Source organism: Pseudomonas sp. M30-35 (genome assembly GCF_002163625.1).
Classification (GTDB): Bacteria; Pseudomonadota; Gammaproteobacteria; order Pseudomonadales; family Pseudomonadaceae; genus Aquipseudomonas.
In genome coordinates this window covers 982,100-1,003,590 of record NZ_CP020892.1, presented here as the reverse complement: position 1 = coordinate 1,003,590, position 21,491 = coordinate 982,100, and the positions used below count along the sequence as shown (strand labels likewise).

General features: G+C 54.4%; 23 protein-coding genes. 8 read left to right on the top strand and 15 right to left on the bottom strand.

The annotated features are described in order from the left end of the window. Positions 1-23: 23 nt before the first annotated feature. The 10 genes from rhuM to B9K09_RS04650 all read right to left on the bottom strand — a co-directional run bounded on the left by rhuM (position 24) and on the right by B9K09_RS04650 (position 8,654). Complete coding sequence (rhuM, locus tag B9K09_RS04690) at positions 24-1,034, bottom strand: virulence protein RhuM/Fic/DOC family protein (protein WP_218191982.1); 1,011 nt, start codon at positions 1,032-1,034, stop codon at positions 24-26. Beyond that, the gene (locus B9K09_RS22535) at positions 1,031-1,204 is read right to left on the bottom strand and encodes a hypothetical protein (protein ID WP_157699327.1); all 174 of its coding nucleotides are present in this window, start codon (positions 1,202-1,204) and stop codon (positions 1,031-1,033) included. The genes rhuM and B9K09_RS22535 overlap by 4 nt, the downstream gene beginning before the upstream one ends. Further along, positions 1,205-2,581 (bottom strand): restriction endonuclease subunit S, encoded by a 1,377-nt coding sequence (locus B9K09_RS04685; protein ID WP_087515736.1) that lies wholly within the window; start codon positions 2,579-2,581, stop codon positions 1,205-1,207. Next, positions 2,578-3,588 (bottom strand): YhcG family protein, encoded by a 1,011-nt coding sequence (locus tag B9K09_RS04680; protein WP_087515735.1) that lies wholly within the window; start codon positions 3,586-3,588, stop codon positions 2,578-2,580. Before B9K09_RS04680 ends, B9K09_RS04685 begins: the two co-directional genes overlap by 4 nt. After that, complete coding sequence (locus B9K09_RS04675) at positions 3,585-5,570, bottom strand: class I SAM-dependent DNA methyltransferase (protein ID WP_087515734.1); 1,986 nt, start codon at positions 5,568-5,570, stop codon at positions 3,585-3,587. The genes B9K09_RS04680 and B9K09_RS04675 overlap by 4 nt, the downstream gene beginning before the upstream one ends. Before the next feature lie 210 nt (positions 5,571-5,780). Then, entirely contained in the window at positions 5,781-6,185 is a 405-nt protein-coding gene (locus tag B9K09_RS04670; protein WP_087515733.1) for a VOC family protein, read from the bottom strand. A gap of 123 nt (positions 6,186-6,308) precedes the next feature. Further along, positions 6,309-6,488: an SDR family oxidoreductase gene (locus B9K09_RS22920; protein WP_371917433.1), complete on the bottom strand. Its 180-nt coding sequence runs from the start codon at positions 6,486-6,488 to the stop codon at positions 6,309-6,311. Positions 6,489-6,516: 28 nt separating this feature from the next. Further along, positions 6,517-7,494 carry a trans-acting enoyl reductase family protein gene (locus B9K09_RS04660; protein WP_087515732.1) on the bottom strand — a complete coding sequence of 326 codons (978 nt, stop codon included), beginning with the start codon at positions 7,492-7,494 and terminating at the stop codon, positions 6,517-6,519. After that, on the bottom strand, positions 7,491-7,892 hold the full coding sequence (locus B9K09_RS04655) for a VOC family protein (protein ID WP_087515731.1): 402 nt from the start codon (positions 7,890-7,892) through the stop codon (positions 7,491-7,493). The genes B9K09_RS04660 and B9K09_RS04655 overlap by 4 nt, the downstream gene beginning before the upstream one ends. Positions 7,893-7,910: 18 nt before the next feature. After that, positions 7,911-8,654 carry an SDR family NAD(P)-dependent oxidoreductase gene (locus B9K09_RS04650; protein ID WP_087515730.1) on the bottom strand — a complete coding sequence of 248 codons (744 nt, stop codon included), beginning with the start codon at positions 8,652-8,654 and terminating at the stop codon, positions 7,911-7,913. Between the two features lie 139 nt (positions 8,655-8,793). On the opposite strand from B9K09_RS04650, the gene B9K09_RS04645 reads away from it, so the two are divergent. The 3 genes from B9K09_RS04645 (at position 8,794) to B9K09_RS04635 (ending at position 12,788) form a co-directional block, all read left to right on the top strand. Further along, a complete protein-coding gene (locus B9K09_RS04645; protein ID WP_087518980.1) occupies positions 8,794-9,678 on the top strand; it encodes an AraC family transcriptional regulator in 885 nt (294 codons plus the stop codon). A gap of 395 nt (positions 9,679-10,073) precedes the next feature. Beyond that, a complete protein-coding gene (locus B9K09_RS04640; RefSeq protein ID WP_087515729.1) occupies positions 10,074-11,846 on the top strand; it encodes a S8/S53 family peptidase in 1,773 nt (590 codons plus the stop codon). A 252-nt stretch (positions 11,847-12,098) separates the two neighbouring features. Next, the gene (locus B9K09_RS04635) at positions 12,099-12,788 is read left to right on the top strand and encodes a DUF899 domain-containing protein (protein WP_087515728.1); all 690 of its coding nucleotides are present in this window, start codon (positions 12,099-12,101) and stop codon (positions 12,786-12,788) included. A 44-nt stretch (positions 12,789-12,832) separates the two neighbouring features. Here the strand turns inward: B9K09_RS04635 and B9K09_RS04630 are convergent, their stop codons facing one another. Further along, positions 12,833-13,501, bottom strand: coding sequence for a hypothetical protein (locus tag B9K09_RS04630; protein ID WP_087515727.1), 669 nt, complete (start codon positions 13,499-13,501; stop codon positions 12,833-12,835). A 447-nt stretch (positions 13,502-13,948) separates the two neighbouring features. Continuing rightward, a complete protein-coding gene (locus B9K09_RS04620) occupies positions 13,949-14,770 on the bottom strand; it encodes an AraC family transcriptional regulator (RefSeq protein WP_087515725.1) in 822 nt (273 codons plus the stop codon). A gap of 126 nt (positions 14,771-14,896) precedes the next feature. On the opposite strand from B9K09_RS04620, the gene B9K09_RS04615 reads away from it, so the two are divergent. Together B9K09_RS04615 and grxC are read left to right on the top strand one after the other, a co-directional pair. Beyond that, positions 14,897-15,415 carry a carboxymuconolactone decarboxylase family protein gene (locus tag B9K09_RS04615; protein WP_087515724.1) on the top strand — a complete coding sequence of 173 codons (519 nt, stop codon included), beginning with the start codon at positions 14,897-14,899 and terminating at the stop codon, positions 15,413-15,415. Between the two features lie 12 nt (positions 15,416-15,427). Then, the gene (gene grxC / locus B9K09_RS04610; RefSeq protein WP_087515723.1) at positions 15,428-15,682 is read left to right on the top strand and encodes a glutaredoxin 3; all 255 of its coding nucleotides are present in this window, start codon (positions 15,428-15,430) and stop codon (positions 15,680-15,682) included. Positions 15,683-15,833: 151 nt separating this feature from the next. Here grxC and B9K09_RS04605 read toward each other — a convergent pair whose 3' ends face one another. Then, positions 15,834-16,823 (bottom strand): sulfate/molybdate ABC transporter ATP-binding protein, encoded by a 990-nt coding sequence (locus B9K09_RS04605; RefSeq protein ID WP_087515722.1) that lies wholly within the window; start codon positions 16,821-16,823, stop codon positions 15,834-15,836. A gap of 415 nt (positions 16,824-17,238) precedes the next feature. Here B9K09_RS04605 and cysP point away from each other — a divergent pair, with 415 nt between their 5' ends. The 3 genes from cysP (at position 17,239) to cysW (ending at position 20,001) form a co-directional block, all read left to right on the top strand. After that, complete coding sequence (cysP, locus tag B9K09_RS04600) at positions 17,239-18,252, top strand: thiosulfate ABC transporter substrate-binding protein CysP (RefSeq protein WP_087515721.1); 1,014 nt, start codon at positions 17,239-17,241, stop codon at positions 18,250-18,252. Positions 18,253-18,325: 73 nt separating this feature from the next. Then, the gene (gene cysT, locus B9K09_RS04595; protein ID WP_087515720.1) at positions 18,326-19,174 is read left to right on the top strand and encodes a sulfate ABC transporter permease subunit CysT; all 849 of its coding nucleotides are present in this window, start codon (positions 18,326-18,328) and stop codon (positions 19,172-19,174) included. Then, complete coding sequence (gene cysW, locus B9K09_RS04590; protein WP_087515719.1) at positions 19,171-20,001, top strand: sulfate ABC transporter permease subunit CysW; 831 nt, start codon at positions 19,171-19,173, stop codon at positions 19,999-20,001. Before cysT ends, cysW begins: the two co-directional genes overlap by 4 nt. A gap of 360 nt (positions 20,002-20,361) precedes the next feature. Here cysW and B9K09_RS04585 read toward each other — a convergent pair whose 3' ends face one another. Further along, a complete protein-coding gene (locus B9K09_RS04585; RefSeq protein ID WP_087515718.1) occupies positions 20,362-20,832 on the bottom strand; it encodes a hypothetical protein in 471 nt (156 codons plus the stop codon). Positions 20,833-21,004: 172 nt separating this feature from the next. After that, on the bottom strand, positions 21,005-21,421 hold the full coding sequence (locus B9K09_RS22655; protein ID WP_177408636.1) for a hypothetical protein: 417 nt from the start codon (positions 21,419-21,421) through the stop codon (positions 21,005-21,007). Between the last annotated feature and the right edge of the window lie 70 nt (positions 21,422-21,491).

Here is a 21,491-nt window from a genome sequence, read left to right as displayed (position 1 = left end):
CAGTTTGTTAGTTTTAGTTGTTTTTACAGCGGTTTTAGCAGCACAAAGTGTTCAATCAGTCGCACCATTAATTCCTTCTGCTCAGGCAGACTCTCGGCCAACAACAAGGCCAGAGCCACCAGCGTGTTGTCGTTGATCAATTGCGCCACGGGCCTCGCCAACAGGTGTTGGTTCAACTGCAAATACCAGAGAAACAGAAACGAACCACTGCGCTTGTTGCCATCGGCCAGTGGGTGATTCTTGATCACGAAATACAACAGGTGCGCTGCCCGGCTGGCCACGTTAGGATAAAACCATTCATCGGCAAACCCTTGCTCGATGGTAGCAATGGCCGAAGCCAGCCCCTCTCCACGCAATTGGCCGAACAGCTCGGTCGCTTCGCCCTTGGCTATCAACGTGGCCTTCAGTTGTGCGATTGCCGCCAGCACATCCTCCAACGCCAGGGCACGCATGTTGGTCTGGGCCGTACTCTGTTGCTCCAGACTTTGCTCATCATAGCCCTGCAACAAGCTCCAACTGCGGGCATAGTCACTGATCACCTGCACCACGGCTTGGCCTTGGGCATTGACCAGTTGTTGATTGGCCAGTGTGCGCGACAGCAGACTCACTGCCTGTTCAAACTCGATACCGCGCTCCGCCAGACGGCGCTGGTTGAGGCTGTAGCCATCGACTAAATGCGCTTTCAACACCCCGGTGGCCCACTGGCGGAACTGGGTAGCGCGCTTGGAGCTCACGCGGTAACCCACTGAAATAATGGCATCGAGGCTGTAATGCTTGATGCGCCGACGTACCTGCCTGGCACCTTCCTGGCGAACCACTAAGAAATCCTTAGTGGTTGCCTGTTCGGCCAATTCCTCATCCTTGAAGATATTTTTCAGGTGCATGAGTACGTTTTCGGGCGTGGTGTCGAACAACTGGCCCATTTGCGCCTGACTCAACCAAACCGTGTCATGCTCCAGCGCAACATGCAGCTGTGCCTGGCCGTCGGCTGAGGTGAAAAGCTGAATCTGCTGCTGGCCCATGGGTTGCTTCATAACAACGGCCCCCAGCGCTCCGGCCAAGCTTCTTTGAAGTAGCCGAGAAAGTCTTCGGTATACAGCGCCGTGCGCCGGTCGTAAGCGCTGGCGGTGCCGACTAGCCAGCCTTGGGCCGATAGTGCATCGATGATGTCTTGCTGGAACTGTGCTTCCTTGCTGTCCGCCATTTACACGGCCTCTTGTTCGAGTTCGGGGGCTTGAGCTTTGGCCGGTGGCTGCCAGCCGCGTACGTCGATTTTGCCGGTGACGGCGGCGGAAATTAGGGCGGAGCGACGTTCTTTGAGAAATTCGACGGTTGAAGTAGCTAGATTAACCAGCTCTTCGTGAGCTACGCGGCTTTGATTCAACCTTGAAAGAATCTCTTTTTGCTCAGCAACTGAAGGAATTGGTAAAGCAAGACTCATGACATTGCTTGCTGATATGGAGGCCAAGTTAGTGCTCTGCTTGGAGTTCAAGAAAAAGTAACTGCGTGCTTGATCGCACTGCGTAAACGCGGTCAACCATTCTGCTGAGAGCAAATCATTCGGGCGAATAGCAAATACGTGATTTTGGTGAAGGCAAGGTTCTATCTGCCCTTGCCATACAGTTCCACGTCCTAGCTTGTCGTTATCTCCGCCTTCATTCATCAGTACATCACCTGAACGTAGGCTATATCGCCCAATTTCAGATTCGAGCACAGAGATTTCTTTGACCTCGGTGAGGTCAACGAAACCGCTCTGCACATTGGCAACACGTAGATAAGGTAGCGAAACGGTCTCGCGACCCTCGTAATCTTTACCTTTGGCGATGCCTCCCTGAATGGTTGCATACCAACGCAGCGGACCAACAACCCAATGCGCCGGCACTTCGCCCAGCCACTCCACACCAGAGTCTTTCATCGGTACCGTCGGGTCGAGGCCTTTGGTGACGGCGTGGGAGATAACGGCTTGGCGCTTTTCCTTGAGCAGTTCGATCAGGCGCTGCTGCTCTTCGATCAGTGCATCGATGCGGGCAGTTTCGTGGTCGAGGAATGCGAGCGCCCTACTCAACTCAGCCGCAGGGGGGACAGCGATACAAATTCCACCAACAGTGTCGGTATTTAAGTTGAGCTGAGTACCCATTTTCCCCAGCCCGCCAAAGCAAAGGCCAGACTCGAAGACCCTATACAAAAGGCGTTGGTCAATAGATAACCATGGGAAGTAAACGAACCCATCATGAATGCAGGCCTTAATAGCAGTAATACATGGCTTACCAACAGACCCCGCGATACTCAAGAACAGTTCGCCCGGCTCAAGCTTTACACTTAAAGAAGATCCAAGAGCGGAAAGCTTCTGAGTAGTTTCGTATAAATATCCATCAGGGGATGCAGTTACATCCGCGATTCTGACCCAGCCAAATTCACCGTCATCATCAAAATAAACCGGGTCATCAATAGGCCTCGGAGACGCACCTCTGAACACTGGAGAAAGCCACTTTAAGGCAATTACCGTCCACCCCTCCGGCACTTCCCCCAACCACTCCACCCCAGAATCCTTATACGCCGGATACGGCTTAAATCCGCTCATTGCTCTTCTCCTTGCGCGGTATTCAGGGCGTAGAACTCATGCAGCTTGGCTTGCAGCAGTTGCTTATCCGGCAAATGAGTTTGGTACTCAGCAATCAGTGCTGGCGACAGCGAACGATTCAGCGCGTACTCGACCACTTCATCGTCTTTACTGGCGCAGAGCAGCACGCCAATGGCCGGGTTTTCGTGGGGTTTGCGGGCGTCGCGGTCCAGCGCTTCCAAGTAGAAGTCGAGCTTGCCGAGGTATTCCGGCTCGAAGCGCCCGACTTTGAGTTCGATAGCGACAAGGCAATTGAGGCCGCGATGGAAAAACAGCAGGTCCAGAGCAAAATCACGACCGCCTACTTGCAACGGGTATTGAGAGCCCACAAAACAGAAGTCGCGGCCCAACTCGATCAAAAATTCCTTGAGCCGCGCCAGCAAGCCTTGGTGCAAATCAGCCTCGACATGGCCACTGGGCAAGTCAAGAAACTCAACCATATAGGTATCGCGGAACACTTCCAGCGCAGCAGGGTGAGATTGCCTCAGCACTGCTGAGACTTTTGCCGGTTGGCTGACGCTACGCTCAAACAAAGCGGCTTTGAACTGGCGCTCCAGCTCGCGTTTTGACCATTTTTCCTGCACGGCCATACGCAAATAGAACTCGCGCTCATCTGGAAGCTTGCTCTGGCTGAAGATGATCAGGTTGTGTGACCAAGACAATTGTCGCGCCAGTGGTGCGACTTTTTCCTCATCTCGGTAGATCTCATAGAACTGGCGCATGCGAAATAAATTTGACCGGGTAAAACCACGCAAGCCCGGTTGGGTTCGCGCAAGGTGATCCGCCAACTGGCTGACCACGGCATCGCCCCACTCTGCTTGCTCCAATTTGTGGCTAATGTAAGCGCCTACCTGCCAGTACAACTCGATAAGCCGAGTATTAACCGCCTGCGCGGCTTGTTGCTTGGCGGTATAAATCAGCGCAAGCACTTCATCAAAGCGCTCGTCAGTGGCGGTTGGCGCACTCATGCTGATAAGCCTTCGATCATCTGCTTGATGCGATCAGTGCAGGCTTTGAGGTCGCGGTCGATCTCTTCCAGCGGGCGCGGTGGCTGGAACACATAGAAGTGGCGATTGAACGGAATCTCAAAACCGATAATGCCAACCTCGCCGTCCAGCGAATCGGTTTTACTTTCGTCAATCCAGGCATCCGGCACATGCGGGATAACTTCACGCTGAAAGTAATCAAACACTGACTCGCCCAGCGGCACGTTCTCGTTATCACGCAGGCCGGTATCAGCTTCCGGCTGGCCCTTGGTCTTGCAGATATCGGCCTCAGGGTCGCGCTCACTCAAGGCGTTGAGCAGGGCTTTAAGCTCTGGCGCACTAACGGAGACGTGGTGGTCAGCAAGCGCCTTTTTCAGCAATTTGCTGAACTGCTCGCGGTTGCGGTGCAGCACGTTGGCATCCATAGATTGCAGGGCGTTGACCAGCTGGTGTTGCACTGTGCTGTCGAGTTTCTGAATGGCCTTCTCTTCCAGCACTCGCTCTATACGTTCAGCGCTGGGCTGGAAGTTCAAGCGCAGCGGACGTTCGACGGTGATGCGCCGGTAACCGAAAGCCGAGATCGGGAATATTTTACTCTGTGCTGTTTCCTCGAAATTACCGTACAGGCGCACGAGGTCGTTGATTTGCGCTTCGGTGATGTACTGGCGCTTGCTGCCCAGTGACTTGCGCATTTTGGCGAAGTGCTGGCTACCGTCGATCAACTGCACCTTGCCCTTGCGCACAGCCGATTTGTGGTTGGAGAGAATCCATACATAGGTGGCGATGCCGGTGTTGTAGAACATATCGGTGGGCAGCGCGACTATGGCTTCGACCAGATCGTTTTGCAGCAGGTAACGACGAATTTCCGACTCGCCCGAGCCTGCGCCACCGGTGAATAGCGGCGAACCGTTAAGGATGATGCCAATACGCGAGCCACCGTCGTGCGCTTTACGCATTTTGCTGACCAAATGCAGGAGGAACAGCAGTGAGCCGTCGGACACCCGCGGCAAGCCGGGGCCAAAGCGGCCATCGTAGCCTTTGTGATTGTGCTCGTCAGTAATCTGCTTTTGTACCTTCTTCCACTCAACGCCAAACGGTGGGTTGCTGAGCATAAAGTCGAAGTGATGCTCGGAGCCGACCAACTGATCATTGGACAGCGTGTTGCCGAGTTTGATTCTCTCGACCTTTTGCCCCTTGATCAGCATGTCGGCCTTACAGATAGCGTAAGACTCGGGGTTGAGCTCCTGGCCGTGCAGCGACACAGTCACGTTGTCGCTAATAGACTGAATGTACTCATCGCCCTCGGACAGAAAGCCGCCCGTGCCTGCGGTTGGGTCGTAGATGGTGACGATGTTGTTGGGCGCGAGCTTGTGGTCTTGATCGGTGATCACCAGCGAGGTGGTCAGGTGGACGATATCGCGAGGGGTGAAGTGTTCCCCGGCGGTCTCATTAGAGCTTTCAGCGAACTTGCGGATCAGCTCTTCAAAGATGATGCCCATGCCAAAGTTGCTGATGCGCTCGGGGCTGAGGTCGGTGGCGGCAAAGCGTTGCACCACTTGATACAACAGGTTGGCGTTGTCCAACTGCTGAACGAAGTCTTCAAAGTGGAAGTGCTCGAATATCTCGCGAGCGTCCTTACTGAAAGACTGCACGTATTTATTCAAGTCTGCCGCTGTTTGCGTGTCCGACAGGGTGCCGAGGGTTAGCTTGGATGCGTTGAAAAACTGTAAGTCACCGCTTGCGCGCAGCAACAACATCTCTCGCACGTGATCTGGCCTGCCTTCTTGAGCGAAGGATTGCTTGATCACTTCATCCTTGGTCGGCGCTAGCACGCACTCCATGCGCCGCAGCAAGGTGAACGGCAGAATGATGCGACCGTACTGGGATTGCTTGAAGTCTCCGCGCAGCAGATCGGCAATGGACCAAAGAAAAGCGGCCGTCTGGGAATGATTTTCCGTGTTCACGCAGTAACTCCAAGATAAGACTACTAAAAAATCCGAGTCTAACCCGCTGCGTGATCTGGTTCAGCACAAAATATAGCCGTGTGCTTCTCTATATAGGAACTCGGCAACTGAATAGGCGTTCGTGTAAGGGGGCAGCGACTTTGAATACGCGCACCATGATCTTGGCTCAGCCTCACCCCATCAGTTATTTATTAGGGATCTATCCTCACATTACTCTTGGCAAACAGCCTCCAGATTCACGCCGTCAGGGGCCAGTACATAGGCTGCGTAATACTTCGAGTGGTAGTGGGACCTGATGCCCGGCGCCCCGTTATCCTGCCCGCCAGCGGCCATGGCTGCTGCATGGAATGCGTCGACCGCCTCATGACTTTGCGTGATCAGTGCGATATGCGCTCCGTGGCTGGGAACCGGCGCAGCATGCAGCCAGAGGAATGGTTTTCCTGCAAAACCGAACCCAAGTCGTCGAGGCTTGTCCCCCGGGGGATCGGCCTCGATGCTCATCATCAAGGTGATTCCTAGCGGTTTGAGCGCCTGCTCGTAGAAGACACGCGCATGCGCAATGTCCGAAACACCGATGCCCACATGATCGATTGTCGATCCTACAAATTCACTCATTGGGTAACTCCATCAGACGCCGTTACTCGGCAGGTTCGTTGAGCGGGCCATCAGCAGCGAGCGATGCTGCCAACGGCACGGTGTGTTCATTTTTTGTGGCTCAAAAGGAGATCAAGGAGTCGCTCAGACTTGGGAAGCACCGCCGTCGGCGAACAGCTCGGTGCCGTTAATGTAGCTCGACGCATCGCTCGCCAGAAAGAGTACGGCCTGACCGATCTCATGTGCCTGCCAGAAACGTTTGCGCTTACCGAGGGTACGCTGACTATTACCGCCCACGACCGAGGGCCACGCAATGAAAATCACCGCTACTTCTTGAGAAACAACCCAGTGCCTAGAGATCAGTAATTGTCGTCCCCGGAATACTTTCAGCGAAGCCGCCACCGAAGATCCGTGCAGGTGTTTCAAACCCCGGACGTCGGTCGCCAGCCAGAACACGGCGTGCCGCTTCGATAGCTGCCAACGGCGTGTAGGAATAGCCGTTCACCGTCTCGATCACAGCACGAGCCACGTTGCCATTTTCAGCCGTTACTTCGACCACCGCGCGAGCGCGATGTGCCTCTCGTTCCTGTGCACTGGGGCCATCGGGCAGAGCCGACAGATCGCCCTGAGGAAACGCTTCACCTGAAATATGCACGAACATCGCAATATTCGGTATGCCTATCGAATGCCAACCGGTCACCAGATCGCCGAACGACAATGGCGCACACAGAACCGGACCGTCACCGAAATCAAAGTGGCGTGGCTGCGCATCCGGGGTCGATACGAGTTGCCCATCAATCCGCGCCAGCACACCTGCACCGATAATCTCGCTGACACTCATCGCCGACCCACGCGACATGGACCCTGGCACCTGAAGCGCAATGCTCAACGCCACTGGATTAACTACGCGCCGGGCTACGTGCGCCGCCAAGCTGTCAGTGGGAACCACATCCCAGCCAACGCCCGGCAATAGCATCACGTTTGACGCCGTAGCTTCCACGCCCAACCGCTCGGCGAGCCGGTAGACATTGATCTCAGCGGTGATGTCCAAGTAATCGACCTTGGCCGCAATACACGCACTCATCAAGGCAGGCGCTGTGTGCGCAAACGGGCCTGCGAAGTTCAGCAATACGCTAATGCCAGACAACGAGTGCGCAGCGTTCGGCCCTGCATCGAAGACACGATAGGGAACGCCCAGTTGCCCAGCGAGATCTGCCAAACGCTGGCGATTGCGACCGGCTATTTCGAAAGGCAGGCCGAGCGCCTTCGCCCGCTCCGCAGCCATGCGGCCGGTATAACCCGTGGCGCCGTAGATCAGGAGTGTACTCATTGGGCGTGCTGCCAGTTCTTGTAGACGAATTCCAAGCTGTACCCGTCTGGGTCCAACACATTGGCGGCATAGTAGTTTGGGTCATAGTGCAAACGTGCTCCCGGCGCACCATTGTCGACGGCGCCGTGGGCCATCGCAGCAGCATAGGCGGCTTCTACTTCAGCCTTGCTTCGAGCGACAAATCCTACGTGCACGGCTTGCCCTTCAACGACGCCCTGGCGCAACCAGAAGAACACCCTGCCGTTGACACCGAAGCCCTTTAGATCAGGGTGTCCTGGCGGGCCGTCCTTACCGTCGTAGTCCAGCCGTGCGGTGATGCCCAGCGGCACAAGGGCCGCCTCGTAAAAACGTATAGAACGCGGTATGTCGCTTACGGACAGAAAAATATGATCCAACATGGTAAAGCCCTCGATTGTTCAGATGATGTAGCCGCCTGCGACCTCAATACTTTGCGCATTGATCCAGGCGCCCTCTTCCGAGAGCAGCATGGCAATGACCTGCGCCACGTCTTCGGGTTCGCCCACTCGGCCCAGAGCAGTCTGCCCGGCCAGCATGGCTTCGAACTCATCATTGAGCCCGCCACCTAATTCAGTACTAATCGCACCGGGTGATACCGCATTGGCCCGTATACGCCGATCACCAAACTCCTTGGCCATATAACGGGTGAGCACCTCAAGGCCACCTTTGAAGGCTGCATAAGGCGCAACCCCAGCTGTGGCTACGCGCGTGGTGGCGCTGGTGAGGTTGACGATACTGGCATGCTCTTCCAACAGTGGCAGCAAGGCCTGGGTCAGAAAGAAAGGGCCTTTGAGATGGACATTGAAAAGACCATCAAACTGCGCCTCACTGACCGACTCAAGTGGGTTGAACAAACCGTAGCCTGCGTTATTCACCAAGCCAGCGAGCGTGCTTGTGCCCCAGATACTCTGCAGGGTCGCGACGACCGTCGTGCGGAAAGCCTCGAAGCTGGCGACGTCCGCAACGTCAAGTTTGAGCGCTACCGCTTTACCGCCTGCTTGCTCGATGCGGTGCACCACCCGTTCGGCGGCGTCAGGGTGATTGTTGTAGGTGAGGATTACCCCCATGCCGCGCCGGGCAGCGTGTTCTGCTGCGCTGGCGCCGATTCCACGACTCCCACCGGTAATAACGATAACGGTCATGACCTTGCTCCACTGTCGATTGAATGAGCCTCCACAGTAAAGAGCGCCGTTGTGGCTGGCGCAGCCGTTCCTACTCAAAACCTGCCCGTTTCTGCTTTTTGCTTGCGCTGGGCATCACAATCCCGTCAGCATGCCAGCCATGAACAGCCAACTGAATGAACTCCGCGCTTTAACAGCCGGAGCCGAAAACCGCCGCACAGAGACAGGGATTCCGCGCATCGCCATGGTTCAGGGCAAGATCCCTGAGCACATGCTCGCTGCGGTCTACGACCCGATGATCAACCTGATCCTGCAAGGCAGCAAAACGATGACCGTGGGCGACCGCACGCTGCGGTATGACCCAGCAACCTATTTCGTCATGTCCATCGAGTTACCAGCAGTGGGCTCGGTCCATCCGAGTTCCGCAGGCGAGCCCTATCTGGCTGTCAGCCTGACACTTGATCCCATCGTGTTATCTACGCTGCTGGCAGACCTGCCCAAACCTACCGAGCGTCACGATAATGACCCTGGGTTTTCGGTAGCGCCCGTCACGCCTGAATTGATGGACGCCTGGGTGCGAATGTTGCGGTTGATGGGCAATCCTGAAGCCATTGCGGCTCTCGCTCCCGCCTACGAGCGCGAGATATTGTTCCGTGTATTGCAAGGTCCGCACGGCTGGATGCTCCGAGAGATAGCAGCGCCAGACACGGCGATGGCCAGGGTGAACCAGGCCATTCAATGGATTCGTCAGGACTTCGCCGAAACCATCAGAGTCGAGAACCTCGCTCAAAAAGCAGCCATGAGCGTCTCGGCCTTTCACCGCCACTTCAAGGCGGTCACCACCTTGAGCCCCTTGCAGTATCAGAAGCGGGTTCGCTTGCTCCAGGCGCGGATGCTCATGGTCGCCAGTGGTAAAAGCGTCACCGCAGCCGCTTTCGAGGTGGGCTATGAAAGCGCGACACAATTCAGTCGTGACTATGCGCGGGTGTTTGGATTGCCTCCAGCGAGGGATGCGGGAAGAATCTTGCAAGCAACGAGAAGCTAGTAGAGCGAACGCAGCCAAGCCCGGTGATGCGAATGCGACTGGCCGCTATCGGCCAGGCTATGTAAAAACACAGGCACCCATATTGAAAAACCTGGATGGGCGCCGCCCACTTCCTGAGCAAAACCTTGCCTTGATTTAGCACTGAAACGAGCTTGCATGTGGTCGTCTACAACATGCTTGAGCAGCTCCGTAACTTAGCACTTACTTGCGGGGCGACTTGAGGGGCACGCATGCAATCGCATCGCGCAGCATGCTCAAGCTAGCCGCAATAAACACCTTGCCGCTTTGTCATTCCGGTCGGCCATTGAAACATTCACTGATCTGGCGGTCGGAAGTTGATCAAGCGCAGCGGAAACTCTGCTTGCGCGAGCTGACAACCGAAAGCGGAGTAGTAAATGAAGCGTCCTTTTCTCTCCTTGTGCAAGTCTCTGCCAGCGTTCCTGCTTGCAGCGCTGCCGCTGGGTGTGTCGGCGGCGGAGCCTATTCGCATACAACAGCTGCAGCGCTGTGGTGATCTGCTTGAAACGCAGGAGCAAACATTCTGCCTGCGGGTTAAAGGCCTGCAGTCCGGTGATTGGCAGGCGCGGCTCAATGGCGAACCTCTGAGCCCGGAGCGGCTCAGCGGCAAAGGTCAGATGCTGCAACTGCAACTTGATACCAAGGGCAAGCAGAGTGGCCCGCTGGTGCTTGAACAACAGGGCCAGCAGAGTAATCCGGTCTGGTTGTCGCTGGGCAGTAGCCACGTGGTGGCGGCCAATGACGACGAAGTAGCCAAGAACATGGATGGGCTCACGTCCTATGTGGATCTGATCAGCGTCGTGATTGAGGAAAATTACGACGGTGCGAAAGAAGCCAAGCGCCTGGCAGAAAAATACGGCGCCAAGGTGGTCGGCATGATCCCTCCGCTGAACACCTATCAGCTGCGCCTTGCAGCGAAGAATCTGGATGAGCGCGATGCCACGGTGTTGCGTCTTGGCGGTGAAGTCAGTGTGGATGCGGTGGTGATCGAAGAGTCCGGCGCCGAAAAAAGTATCGAGGATGATCCCGATAAGGCACCACCGGCGGACAACGAAGAGTGGGCCTCCAACCGCTTTCTTGATGCGGTAAATTTTTATCAGCGACGGTTGCAGCGCGAGAACGGTGGCGTGAAGACCCATCCGGTGCGCATCGGTGTGATTGAGCGCGATGTTGATTTTGATACCCCGGACTTCGCCGACTATATCGGTGACGATTGTCGCACCAACAGCAAGCGCCTTTGCCTGTACGCGCGTGATGCCGATAAGCCGAGCGCCCATGGCACCACGGTTAGTGGCATATTGGCGGCAGCCTGGGACAAGAGCGGCAACAGCGGCTTTTTGCGTGGGCTGGATAATGTCGGCCCCGGTTTTGATGTAATAGTCGCGCGCGACTCGGATGCAGGTATCACCGCCAATGTGGCGGCGTCGGTCAATCTGGTTGAAGACGGCGTGCGCGTGCTGAACTGGAGCTGGGGTATTCACCGCATCGGTGCGATTGACGTCAACGGCGACCCCATCGACTCACTGGTGCGCTCGGGTATTGCCATGAGCGGCTACGAAGAACTGCTGGAAGAATTTTTCCTCTGGCTGCGTGAAGAGCACCCGAACGTGGTGGTAGTCAACTCGGCGGGTAACGGCTCGTCTTTCTCCGGTCGTGACGAGTATCGCCTGCCTTCGTCTTTCGTCACCGATCAGTTGTTCGTGGTGGGTGGTCATCAACGCAGCGAAAAAGACGTACCGGTCGAGGATGCTCAGTACGCCACCAAGCGCAAGGCTTCCAACATCGACATGCGCGTAGACATCACCGCCGCTGCCTGCGTCCACACCTCAACGGCCAAGCCTGATGAGAAAGGCGAAGTGCATTGCGGTACTTCTTACGCGACCCCGTTGGTCGCCGGGCTACTGGCCGCCATGCTGTCGATCAATCCCGAGCTGGAGCCAGATCAGTTGCGCATGCTGCTACGTCGCAGCGCCATGACCATCGGTGAAGAATATGATTTTGAACCCACCGAAGGTGACGATCTGACTGCCCCCATCCTGCCCTCCGAACGAGCCAATGAACTCAATAATCCAGACGTGGGACATTCTGCGCGACTGGACATGTACAAGGCGCTGGACCTGACAGTGCAAAGCCTGAACCGGGTGCGCTGACAGAAGGGAAAAGCGGCGCCGTGATCTATTGCGCACCGCTCAGCGCAAGACACTACCGCTACCCGGCAGCGCCATATGATGGGCGCTGTACACCCCGTCCTCGCCGATACCCAAAGCCGATGCGTGGCGCGTTGCTTGGCAAACGGGGTGCTATGTTTAATTGTCGTGTTGCTCTGCCTCAGCTCGCTATCGCGCACCCGTGAATATAAGTGCTGACCCGGAGCCCAATTAAATTCTGAAGGACGTTGCGCCATGGCTTCTACTAAGCAACCGCTGCCACATTGTGTTTCCTTGGACGATTGGAAAGTAGCGCTGGATCAGCTGCTTATAAAAGAAAAAGAGCTTACGCGTGCGCGCGATGCGCTCAATGCCGAACGCAGAAAGCTACCGATGGTTAAAGTGGAAAAACACTATTCGTTCGAGGGGAAAACGGGGACGTTGTCATTGCTCGACCTATTCGAGGGGCGTCGTCAGCTGATTGTTTATCACTTTATGTTTGCCCCCGACTGGCGCGCCGGCTGCGACGGATGCTCATGGGTGGCCGATGCGATGACGCATCCGGCTCATCTGCATGCTCGCGATACGTCATTGGTTATGGTGTCGCGTGCGCCCTTGGCAAAGCTCGATCAATACAAAGCGCGCATGGGCTGGAGTGATGCCATCCCGTGGTATTCATCTTACGCAAGTGAGTTTAATTACGACTTTGATGCAACCACCAAGGATGGTGAGAAGCACGGTGCTAGCGTGTTTATTCGTGACGGCGACGATATTTACCGGACCTACTACACAGGCGCGCGTGGTGTTGAATACCTCGGCACCCTTTGGAGTTATCTGGATTTAACTCCGTATGGGCGTCAGGAAACGTGGGAGAAATCCCCAGAAGGCTGGCCGCAAACCGAACCTTACACCTGGAACCGTCGCCACGACGAATACGATCAGTAACGCGGGCCAGAGCCTGAGTGATCAGGCTGCATTGTGGGCCAGCGCTACGGGTTCTCGTCTGGAACTTGTTCTAACTGCGCCAGCATGGATTCGATTTGTGCATTGAATGGGTAAATCAGGGGTTTCCCATCGCGGTGGGCCGTTTGCAGGTACTTCCAGCGCAGCGGCAGTTGCTGGTAAGCCCCAGTGTTTTGGCTGGCTAGCGAGTCAATCTGCGCACTGATGTCTCTGGTTAGCCGGTCAATGGTTTCTGGATCGCGGGCTTTTGCGAGCGGCGTATCTTGGCGAATGCTGAGTACAGCGAAGATGCGTAAGTTGTCCGCAAGGCTTGGTGGGGAGCTGGTTATGTCGACAGGCAAAAATGAATCTAACAGATTGAATATATCGAGTGCTTGAGCCAGTGAGGTGCCCAGATCGAGATCTTTTTCCGAATAAGCAGCTCGAACAGTCTCTGCATAACCTTGATAGGTAGAGAGAATGGCTTCTAGTGTGGCCGCGCCTTTCTCTTTTTTGATCTGTTCGCCAAGTTGATTTTCTGCTTCGCTCATCCGAGCCCAGAACCGCTCATCCCCGCCTTTTCCGTAAAGCAATAAATAGCGCTCCACATCGAGTGAGGTTGAGCGGATGTTAGCGGCTGTGCCGGCTTGAGCGTAAGACAGCGGAAAAAACAGGGCGAGACTAAGTGCTGTAGCGATAATACGAAGATCGCGCATGCGGGTGCCTCTGTACGGAAAGCTGCGTATGCTGCAGGATCACGAGGGAGGCCGTGAGTCGACTTTTCTGACTGATATGTAGGTCGATTCTGAAGCGCTGGCTTGGTGTAGTTTGCTGCGTGCCGCTAGGCGCAATCATTGCGAGTGGGGCCTGCAAATGAGGTCTACTGAATGGTGTCGGCGTGAATAAACTACCAGCCCCGTTGACGCCCAAGCATGGCTAGCTCCTTTGTCTCTTTAGCCAATCCGTTAGGGAACCTCTGAAAAACTACTGCGCTAGATATTACTGCGTTAAAAAACTGCTCAAAATACTCATTTAGGCCAACTAAACTCCGCTTTTTTGCACTTTTTTGCCTTGTACTATCGTCGCTCGCTACCTTTTTCAGAGGTTCCTTAGCGTACATGGGGTGCTCTGCTCATCCTGTGGCATGAGCAGCAAAATCGTGTCTACAACGTTTCGCGCTGCATCCACTCTCTCGGGCTGGCACCCACCTTACGGCGAAAGGTGCGCGCAAGGGCAGATGGACTTTCATAACCGACCTCGTCGGCGATTAGCGCGATAGGCCGCCCTTCGCGTAAGCGTTTTTGTGCCAGGCTGATTCGCCAGTTCGCCAGGTAATCTGCAGGGGTGATGCCCACTGTCTGACGAAAGTGCGCAGCAAAGCTGGCCCGCGACATAGTCGCAATGCCCGCCAACTCGGCCACCGTCCAATTGCGCTGTGGCTCATTATGGATACTGGTGAGTGCACGCGACAGACGTGGATTAGCTAGCCCGGCCATCATCCCCGAGGCAATGCTACGGCTGGCGAGGAGGTGGCGAATCAACTGAATCACCATCAATTCGAACAGGCGGTTGAGCACCACATCACGGCCACATTCATCGCCGAATGCTTCTTCAAACAGCCATTCGAGGCTACCGAGTAAGCCCGGTAATTCTCGAAGAGGTTTGATGACATAAGGCGGTAACGCAAGCGTCAGGGGGTTATTGGCACCGCCATCGAAGCTCAAGGTTGCGCACACCAGTTCTGCCTCGTCGGCCTCTGTCGCCACTAACCGATGCTCCAGGGGGCGAACCACCAGAACCAGACTTGGCTCGGTCAATTCGATGAGCTGATGGTGCTCATCCCTGAAACTAAGGTGGCCAGAGCGCAACAGATGCACATGGCCGAAGCTGCCCTTGGCGATATCCTCCACCCCACAAAAACCGCCCTGATGGTAGGTGGCGGCATGCAGGTTGAAGTGTTTTAGAAGGGTTGATAAACGGTCCATGGTGATGCCTGTTTAGACGATCTGTTGCATAACATCGACGATCTGAACCCGAAAAGAAAGCCCTGCCGCTAATATTCACTCAACGCTGTTCAACAAGCTCGCGACTTAACTTATTGGAGGTTCACTATGACTCGCATCACTGCCCTGCCCCTGGATCAAGCCCCTGCTGGCTCACGTGCAGCCCTTGAAGGTGTGCAAAAAGCCTTAGGCTTTGTTCCCAACGCGATCAAGACATTGGCCCATGCTCCGGCGGCATTGAATGGTTATCTGGCCCTGACCCAAGCCTTGGGCAAAAGCTCACTAAGCGCTGCCGAACGGGAAGTTGCGGCCCTTGCAACCTCAGACGTTAACGGCTGCGACTATTGCATCGCGGCACACGTCTTCTACGGTGAAAAAGCCGGCTTGAGCAAGGGCGACATTGAGCAGGCACGCTCAGGTGAGTTGAATGCGCTGGCCGTGCTGGCGCGACAAATCACTGAAAGCCGTGGCCATCTGACTGATGCACAAATAGCGGCAGCCCATGATGCAGGCCTGACTGACAGCAAGATCGTTGAAGTGGTTGCGCAGGTGACATTGCTAACCCTGACCAATTACCTGAACAACATTGCCGACACCGATGTGGACTACCCACCACTTGCAGACTAAGGAGACCAGAGCATGAGCCACGTAACCCTCTATACAACTCAGTATTGTCCTTACTGCGTACGCGCTAAAAGCTTGTTGTCACGCAAGGGCGCGAGCACAACCGAGATTGACGTCGCAGCTTCCCCTCAGAAGCTCGCCGAAATGCTGCATAAATCCAAGCGCAGAAGCGTGCCGCAAATATTCATTGGCGATACGCATGTCGGAGGCTTTGATGATCTAGCGAGTCTCGAGCGCAAGGGCGAACTGGATGCATTGCTACAGGCGTGACATGCATGTGGATGGTCTGAACAGCCAACGCAATCGGGCGAAAGTGGCAACTCGAGCCCGAACCTCAGGCCATCTGCTTTTCACTCCATCCGCTTTAGCAAAGCCGCTTAATTTAGCAGAGCCACTTAATTTAGAAGAGCCACTTGGCTGATCAAGGATTGGACAGTGCTTGGCCGCCCTTGGGTTTGAAGTAGAGTGTTTCGCCGCGGGTTAGGTCATCAAGGCTCATGTGGTCCTTGGCGACTTCTGCTTCGATCAGATCACTCTGCCCTTCTACCTTGAGCGTCACCCGGGTGATCGCACCTAATGGTCGAATATCACGCACTTCACCAGCCTGGTGCCCTTCTTCGGCATGGCGCGACAAGTGAACCTCATGCGGACGGAACAATACGTGATGGTCGTCGCCTATATAAAGGCGGTTCGCATCCCCCAGGAAGTGATAGACGAAATCACTGGCCGGATTTTCATACACCTCTGCTGGTGAGCCAATCTGTTCAATCACACCTTTATTCATCACCACGATCCGATCTGCCACTTCCATGGCTTCTTCCTGATCGTGGGTCACGAACACAGAGGTCAGATGAACATCTTCATGCAGCCGCGCCAACCAGCGGCGAAGCTCCTTGCGCACCTTGGCATCCAGCGCACCGAAGGGTTCATCAAGCAATAAGACTCGTGGTTCGACGGCGAGTGCGCGGGCCAGCGCAATACGTTGGCGCTGCCCGCCAGAAAGCTGCTCGGGGTAACGATCAGAAAGCCAATCGAGTTGGACCAAGCCGAGTAACTCATGAACCTTTTGTGCAATGACCGATTCACTCGGTCGCTCGCGCTTGGGTTTCATGCGCAGGCCAAAGGCGACGTTGTCGAACACCGTCATGTGGCGAAACAGTGCGTAGTGCTGAAATACGAAACCGACGTTACGGTCACGCACATCGTGTTCGGAGACATCTTCGCCGTGGAACTGAATACTGCCAGTATCAGGGGTTTCGAGGCCGGCAATAATCCGTAGCAAGGTGGTTTTGCCACACCCGGACGGCCCCAACAGAGCAACCAGCTCGCCACTTTGAATATTCAAGTTGATCTGGTTAAGCGCCTTGAACGCATTGAAGTTCTTGCTGACGTTAGTGATTTCAATCGACATGCGTTGCGTCCTCAGCCTTGTGGCGCGGGCGGTTAATTCTTACGTGCGCTACAACCAGGGTTGCAGGTAAACAGCGCCAGAGACAGCAGGCTGATAAAGGCGATGCACGGGTGCGCAGATCATAGCGCTGACTTTATATTCTTAAAAATATCGTTTAGTCACATTTATATTCGCATTTAGAATATAAAGCTCTACCGAAACGCCACAAAACCCGCCGAAACACTAGACAATCCGCGGCTGACTGTAAATCCGTAACACCGAAGCTCAGGTCTGATCAGATGGCGGTTTAAATTCTATTAGGTTCTATACATAGCGCCAAAAATTACTTTTTAAGAATAAAAAACTTAGGCAGTATCAGCCCCAATATTTTCGCCTAAGCGCCTGATGTGCTTGTTTGACGAGGAATGTCTTGCTCATGTTAAAGAAACTGCTTCTTGCCAGTGTTATTTCCACCAGTCTGTTCAGCAGCGTGTCTGCTCTGGCTGAGGACAAGCCGATCCTCAATGCTTCGTACGATATCGCTCGTGAAGTGTTTGCCGAAATCAACCCAAAGTTCGTCGCTAAATGGAAGGCTGAAACCGGCAAGGATTTAGTGATTGACCAGTCGTTTGCCGGTACTTCGCGTCAGGCGCAAGACATCATTCAAGGTAAAAAGGTTGATATCGTCACGTTCAACCAGGTCACCGATATCGACATTCTCGCCAAGCGCGGTTTGGTGCGCAAAGACTGGGCCAAGCAATTCCCCAACAATAGCTCGCCGTATTACAGCACCACTGCTTTTCTGGTGCGCAAAGGCAACCCGAAAAACATCAAGAACTGGGATGATTTGGCGCGCGAAGATGTGAAGCTGGTTTTCCCTAACCCGAAAACCTCGGGCAATGCGCGTTACAGCTACTTGGGCGCCTGGCTGTATGCCAACGAGAAGTTTGACGGCGATGAAAGCAAGATCAAAAGCTTCGTCGCTAAAATGCTGCACAACGTACAAAACTTCCCTACTGGCGGTCGCGCGGCCACTGTAGCCTTTGCTCAAAATGGCCAAGGTGATGTGCTGCTGACATTTGAATCTGAAGTGGTCAACATCGCCAACAGCGATGAATTCAAGTCCGGCGAATATGAAATCGTGGTACCGCCAGTGAGCGTTCTAGCTGAATTTCCGGTCGCGCTGGTTGATAAGGTCGTCGACTCCAAAGGTACGCGTGAGGTTTCCAAAGCCTTCCTTGATTTCCAATACACCAAAGAAATCCAGCAACTGCTGACCACCTTCAACTACCGCGTGCATAACCCGGAAGTGGTCGCAGCAACGGCCAGCCAATTCCCGCAGGTGCGCCTGATCAACCCTAATAAAGTGCTCGGCACTTGGGATGAGATCACCGCTAAGCACTTCGCGTCGAACGGGATTCTTGACCAATTGTTGGCTGAAGGTCGCTGATAGTTCTTTGCTTTGAGTCAAAGCAATAGGCCACAACCTTGAGTTGTGGCCTATTCGTTCGGGAATATTTAGAGTGCAAACCTCCCCGCGTTTTTTTCTGCAGAAACCCTTGCTCCCAGGTTTTGGCCTGAGCTTCGGCTTCAGCACGTTTTATATTTCTCTGGTGATTCTGTTTCCGTTGTCGGCGTTGCTGGTTTATGTCAGTGACATGGGCTGGGCACAGTATTGGCAGGCAATCAGTGATCCACGCGTGGTGCAAAGTTATAAGGTGACCCTGAGTGGTGCCTTCTACGCCACCATTGCTACCGTGCTAATCGGCATGTTGTTGGCGTGGATCATTACCCGCTATGAATTCCCGGGCAGGCGCCTGGTCGATGCATTTATCGACCTGCCCTTCGCCTTGCCGACTTCAGTTGCCGGCTTAACCTTGGCCACGCTACTGGCTCCAAGTGGCTGGCTGGGCGCATGGCTTGAACCTTTGGGTATCAAGCTGGCCTATGCCTACCCCGGCATCATGATCGCCATGATCTTTACCAGCCTGCCATTTGTGGTGCGCACCGTGCAGCCGGTGATGCAAGACATGGGGCACGAATACGAAGAGGCCGCCAGAACGCTGGGCGCCAACCGCGTGCAGACCTTCTTTCACGTGATACTCCCGACTTTACTGCCCGCGCTATTGACTGGCGCCTCGCAATCGTTCATTCGCAGCCTCGGCGAGTTTGGTGCGGTGATCATGCTGGCCGGCAATATTCCGTTTAAAACCGAAGTGTCCTCGCTGATGATTTTTATCCGTCTGCAAGAGTTCAACTACCCTGCAGCTGCCGCAATTGCGTCGGTCATCCTGCTGGCGTCTCTGACACTGCTGTTCAGCTTGCAAGTACTACAGGGCCATCTTTTTAAATGGCAACGGCAGGGCAAATGAAAAAACCACAACACTGGCATCAATGGCTGCTGATCGCACTGGGTTTAAGCCTGGTTACCCTGATTCTGCTCGTTCCTTTGCTGTTGATTTTCAGTAAGGCGCTGTCGGGCGGATTGGCTCTGTTGTGGGGCAACCTCAATGAAGACTACATGCTGCATGCCATCGGCCTGACGCTAATGGTTGCTGCCATGACCGTACCGATCAATCTGGTGTTCGGCATACTGTTGGCGTGGTGCATCACTCACTATGACTTCCGTGGCCGCAAAGTACTGACCACATTTGTCGACATCCCTTACGCAGTCTCCCCTGTTGTGGCAGGCCTTTGCTATTTGGTGGTGTATGGCATCGAAAGCACACTGGGCCAATGGTTCTACGATAACGACATCCAGATGATGTTCGCCTGGCCCGGCATTGTCATGGTGACAGTGTTCGTCACCGCGCCTTATGTGGCACGTATTCTGATCCCCGTCATGCAAGCCCAAGGCCAGGATGAAGAAACCGCCGCCCTGTGCTTGGGGGCAAATGGCTGGCAGATATTCCGCAATATCACCCTGCCCAAAATCAAGTGGGCATTGCTCTATGGCGTCGTGGTAACCAACGCCCGTGCAGTCGGTGAATTCGGCGCAGTATCGGTCGTATCAGGCACCATTATTAACCAGACACTGACCTTGCCCTTGCTGGTTGATCAACTCAACAACGACTACAAAACCGCAGCAGCCTTCACCGCAGCAGCCCTGCTCGCACTGATGGCGCTACTCACACTGCTGCTAAAAACCTTTATGGAATGGCGCCAGCGCACACTGATGCAAAAAGCAGAAGCCCAGTAGTTGATAGGCTAGAAGCGCATGCTGAGCCAGATTAGCTGGCTTGGTGGCGTTAAGGCTTGTTGCATAGACTTGAGTTGACTTGGCCAAACAGCACGCACGAATGGCGTAGCAGGTAATGTTGCGGTTAAGGGATATGCCGACGTAGTGACGCCATTGCGGATACGGGCACAAGTGTTGGTTAAGAAGAGTTGCTAAGCCTTATGCTTGAAAGGTACTTGGTTGAGATAAGCTGATTAACGCAAACTTGTAGTTCAGGTCTATTTACCGGCTACTCGCGCTCGACCCAATACGAGAAACAGGGCGCCGGCCCGCACGCAGCGAACACATGATATCCCCCTATTAAGTCCTCTTTCCGTTCGATCAGTCCGCATACTCAACATGCTGCGCCATTATGTTGGGGCGACTCAGGGTGTCGATACCGAAGATGCGGCCAGACATCTCTTTGAGCTGATCATCGAAAGTTTCATCGTCCATGTCGATCCAGTAACGCGCCGGGCGATTAATCTGCTTATCGTGCTCAGCACTTACCGGGTCCAGGTGTCTGGACTCTTCGAAGCATGGCAGCTCTGGCAAAGGACGAGTGACATCCATGTAGTTCTGCAAAAAATCCCAGAGCGCAAAAGCCAGATTCGGCGTGCGATCAGCCGCAACAAGCGAAGCGAAGTTAATGGTGATATCGCGATAACGGTGAGCCATATACAGAAAGTTCATCGGCAAACCTTGCCGGTCTGGCGAGGTACGCAAATAGGCATCGAACTCATAGAACGGTGCGGTGAGTTCACCTATCGTCCCGTTCTTTTTGTATTCACCGTTGTTGTCATAGTCAAACACGGTAACCAACCCCGTTTGCCGATTAAACTCCCAAATTGGGCCGCGAGAGGGTTTGAACCATAGCTTGGGGAATTTGTTTAGAACTAACCAGCCGAGGCCCCAGCAGAAAAGTGGTGTACCTATGACAACAGAAAAAAGTGGAACTAATTTAATAAATGTTTCTAACCATGATTCATCTAGTGCAGTGATAAACATCAAATACACAAAAACAGATAAAACTAAAAAAAGATAAAAAGAAAATCGCCCCCCCCCAAAGATACCACCAAAAAATAGAGCGTTTGGATAGGTGCGCGTAACGGAAGTGCTCATGATCAAGCGCATCATGCAGGTCTACACCTTCAAAAGGCTTTGGTTTACAGGTACCCCGTTTTTTTTCTTCTTCGCGCTCTCTAAACACCTCTTCCCAGTAACGCATATTCTCTGGCGAGTCATCTTCCAAAAATCGTTCTGGAGCTAGATCTTGAGTACGCCCCCAAGGCAAACGAGTCGCTCCAAGCTTCCTTAGCCAAGAACGCTCGATTGAAGCGGGTTGGTCTGGAATATTCGCTGGGCTATAGGCCGTGCTGGCGTAATAGGTCTTATCGGTCATTATCTAAAGGGTATCCAAACTTATTCACTGGCCCAGAAGGATTGCTCGTCATCGCTAAAGACCGGGCAAG

Coding starts and splice junctions, on each gene's coding strand:
- B9K09_RS04680 (WP_087515735.1), bottom strand. CDS start 3,588: ATGAGTGCGCCAACCGCCACTGACGAGCGCTTTGATGAAGTGCTTGCG.
- B9K09_RS04660 (WP_087515732.1), bottom strand. CDS start 7,494: ATGAGTACACTCCTGATCTACGGCGCCACGGGTTATACCGGCCGCATG.
- B9K09_RS04635 (WP_087515728.1), top strand. CDS start 12,099: ATGGCTTCTACTAAGCAACCGCTGCCACATTGTGTTTCCTTGGACGAT.
- cysP (WP_087515721.1), top strand. CDS start 17,239: ATGTTAAAGAAACTGCTTCTTGCCAGTGTTATTTCCACCAGTCTGTTC.
- B9K09_RS04605 (WP_087515722.1), bottom strand. CDS start 16,823: ATGTCGATTGAAATCACTAACGTCAGCAAGAACTTCAATGCGTTCAAG.
- B9K09_RS04655 (WP_087515731.1), bottom strand. CDS start 7,892: ATGTTGGATCATATTTTTCTGTCCGTAAGCGACATACCGCGTTCTATA.
- B9K09_RS22655 (WP_177408636.1), bottom strand. CDS start 21,421: ATGACCGATAAGACCTATTACGCCAGCACGGCCTATAGCCCAGCGAAT.
- B9K09_RS04630 (WP_087515727.1), bottom strand. CDS start 13,501: ATGCGCGATCTTCGTATTATCGCTACAGCACTTAGTCTCGCCCTGTTT.
- B9K09_RS22535 (WP_157699327.1), bottom strand. CDS start 1,204: ATGGCGGACAGCAAGGAAGCACAGTTCCAGCAAGACATCATCGATGCA.
- rhuM (WP_218191982.1), bottom strand. CDS start 1,034: ATGAAGCAACCCATGGGCCAGCAGCAGATTCAGCTTTTCACCTCAGCC.
- B9K09_RS04615 (WP_087515724.1), top strand. CDS start 14,897: ATGACTCGCATCACTGCCCTGCCCCTGGATCAAGCCCCTGCTGGCTCA.
- cysW (WP_087515719.1), top strand. CDS start 19,171: ATGAAAAAACCACAACACTGGCATCAATGGCTGCTGATCGCACTGGGT.
- B9K09_RS04620 (WP_087515725.1), bottom strand. CDS start 14,770: ATGGACCGTTTATCAACCCTTCTAAAACACTTCAACCTGCATGCCGCC.
- grxC (WP_087515723.1), top strand. CDS start 15,428: ATGAGCCACGTAACCCTCTATACAACTCAGTATTGTCCTTACTGCGTA.
- B9K09_RS04650 (WP_087515730.1), bottom strand. CDS start 8,654: ATGACCGTTATCGTTATTACCGGTGGGAGTCGTGGAATCGGCGCCAGC.
- B9K09_RS04670 (WP_087515733.1), bottom strand. CDS start 6,185: ATGAGTGAATTTGTAGGATCGACAATCGATCATGTGGGCATCGGTGTT.
- B9K09_RS04685 (WP_087515736.1), bottom strand. CDS start 2,581: ATGAGCGGATTTAAGCCGTATCCGGCGTATAAGGATTCTGGGGTGGAG.
- B9K09_RS04640 (WP_087515729.1), top strand. CDS start 10,074: ATGAAGCGTCCTTTTCTCTCCTTGTGCAAGTCTCTGCCAGCGTTCCTG.
- B9K09_RS04645 (WP_087518980.1), top strand. CDS start 8,794: ATGAACAGCCAACTGAATGAACTCCGCGCTTTAACAGCCGGAGCCGAA.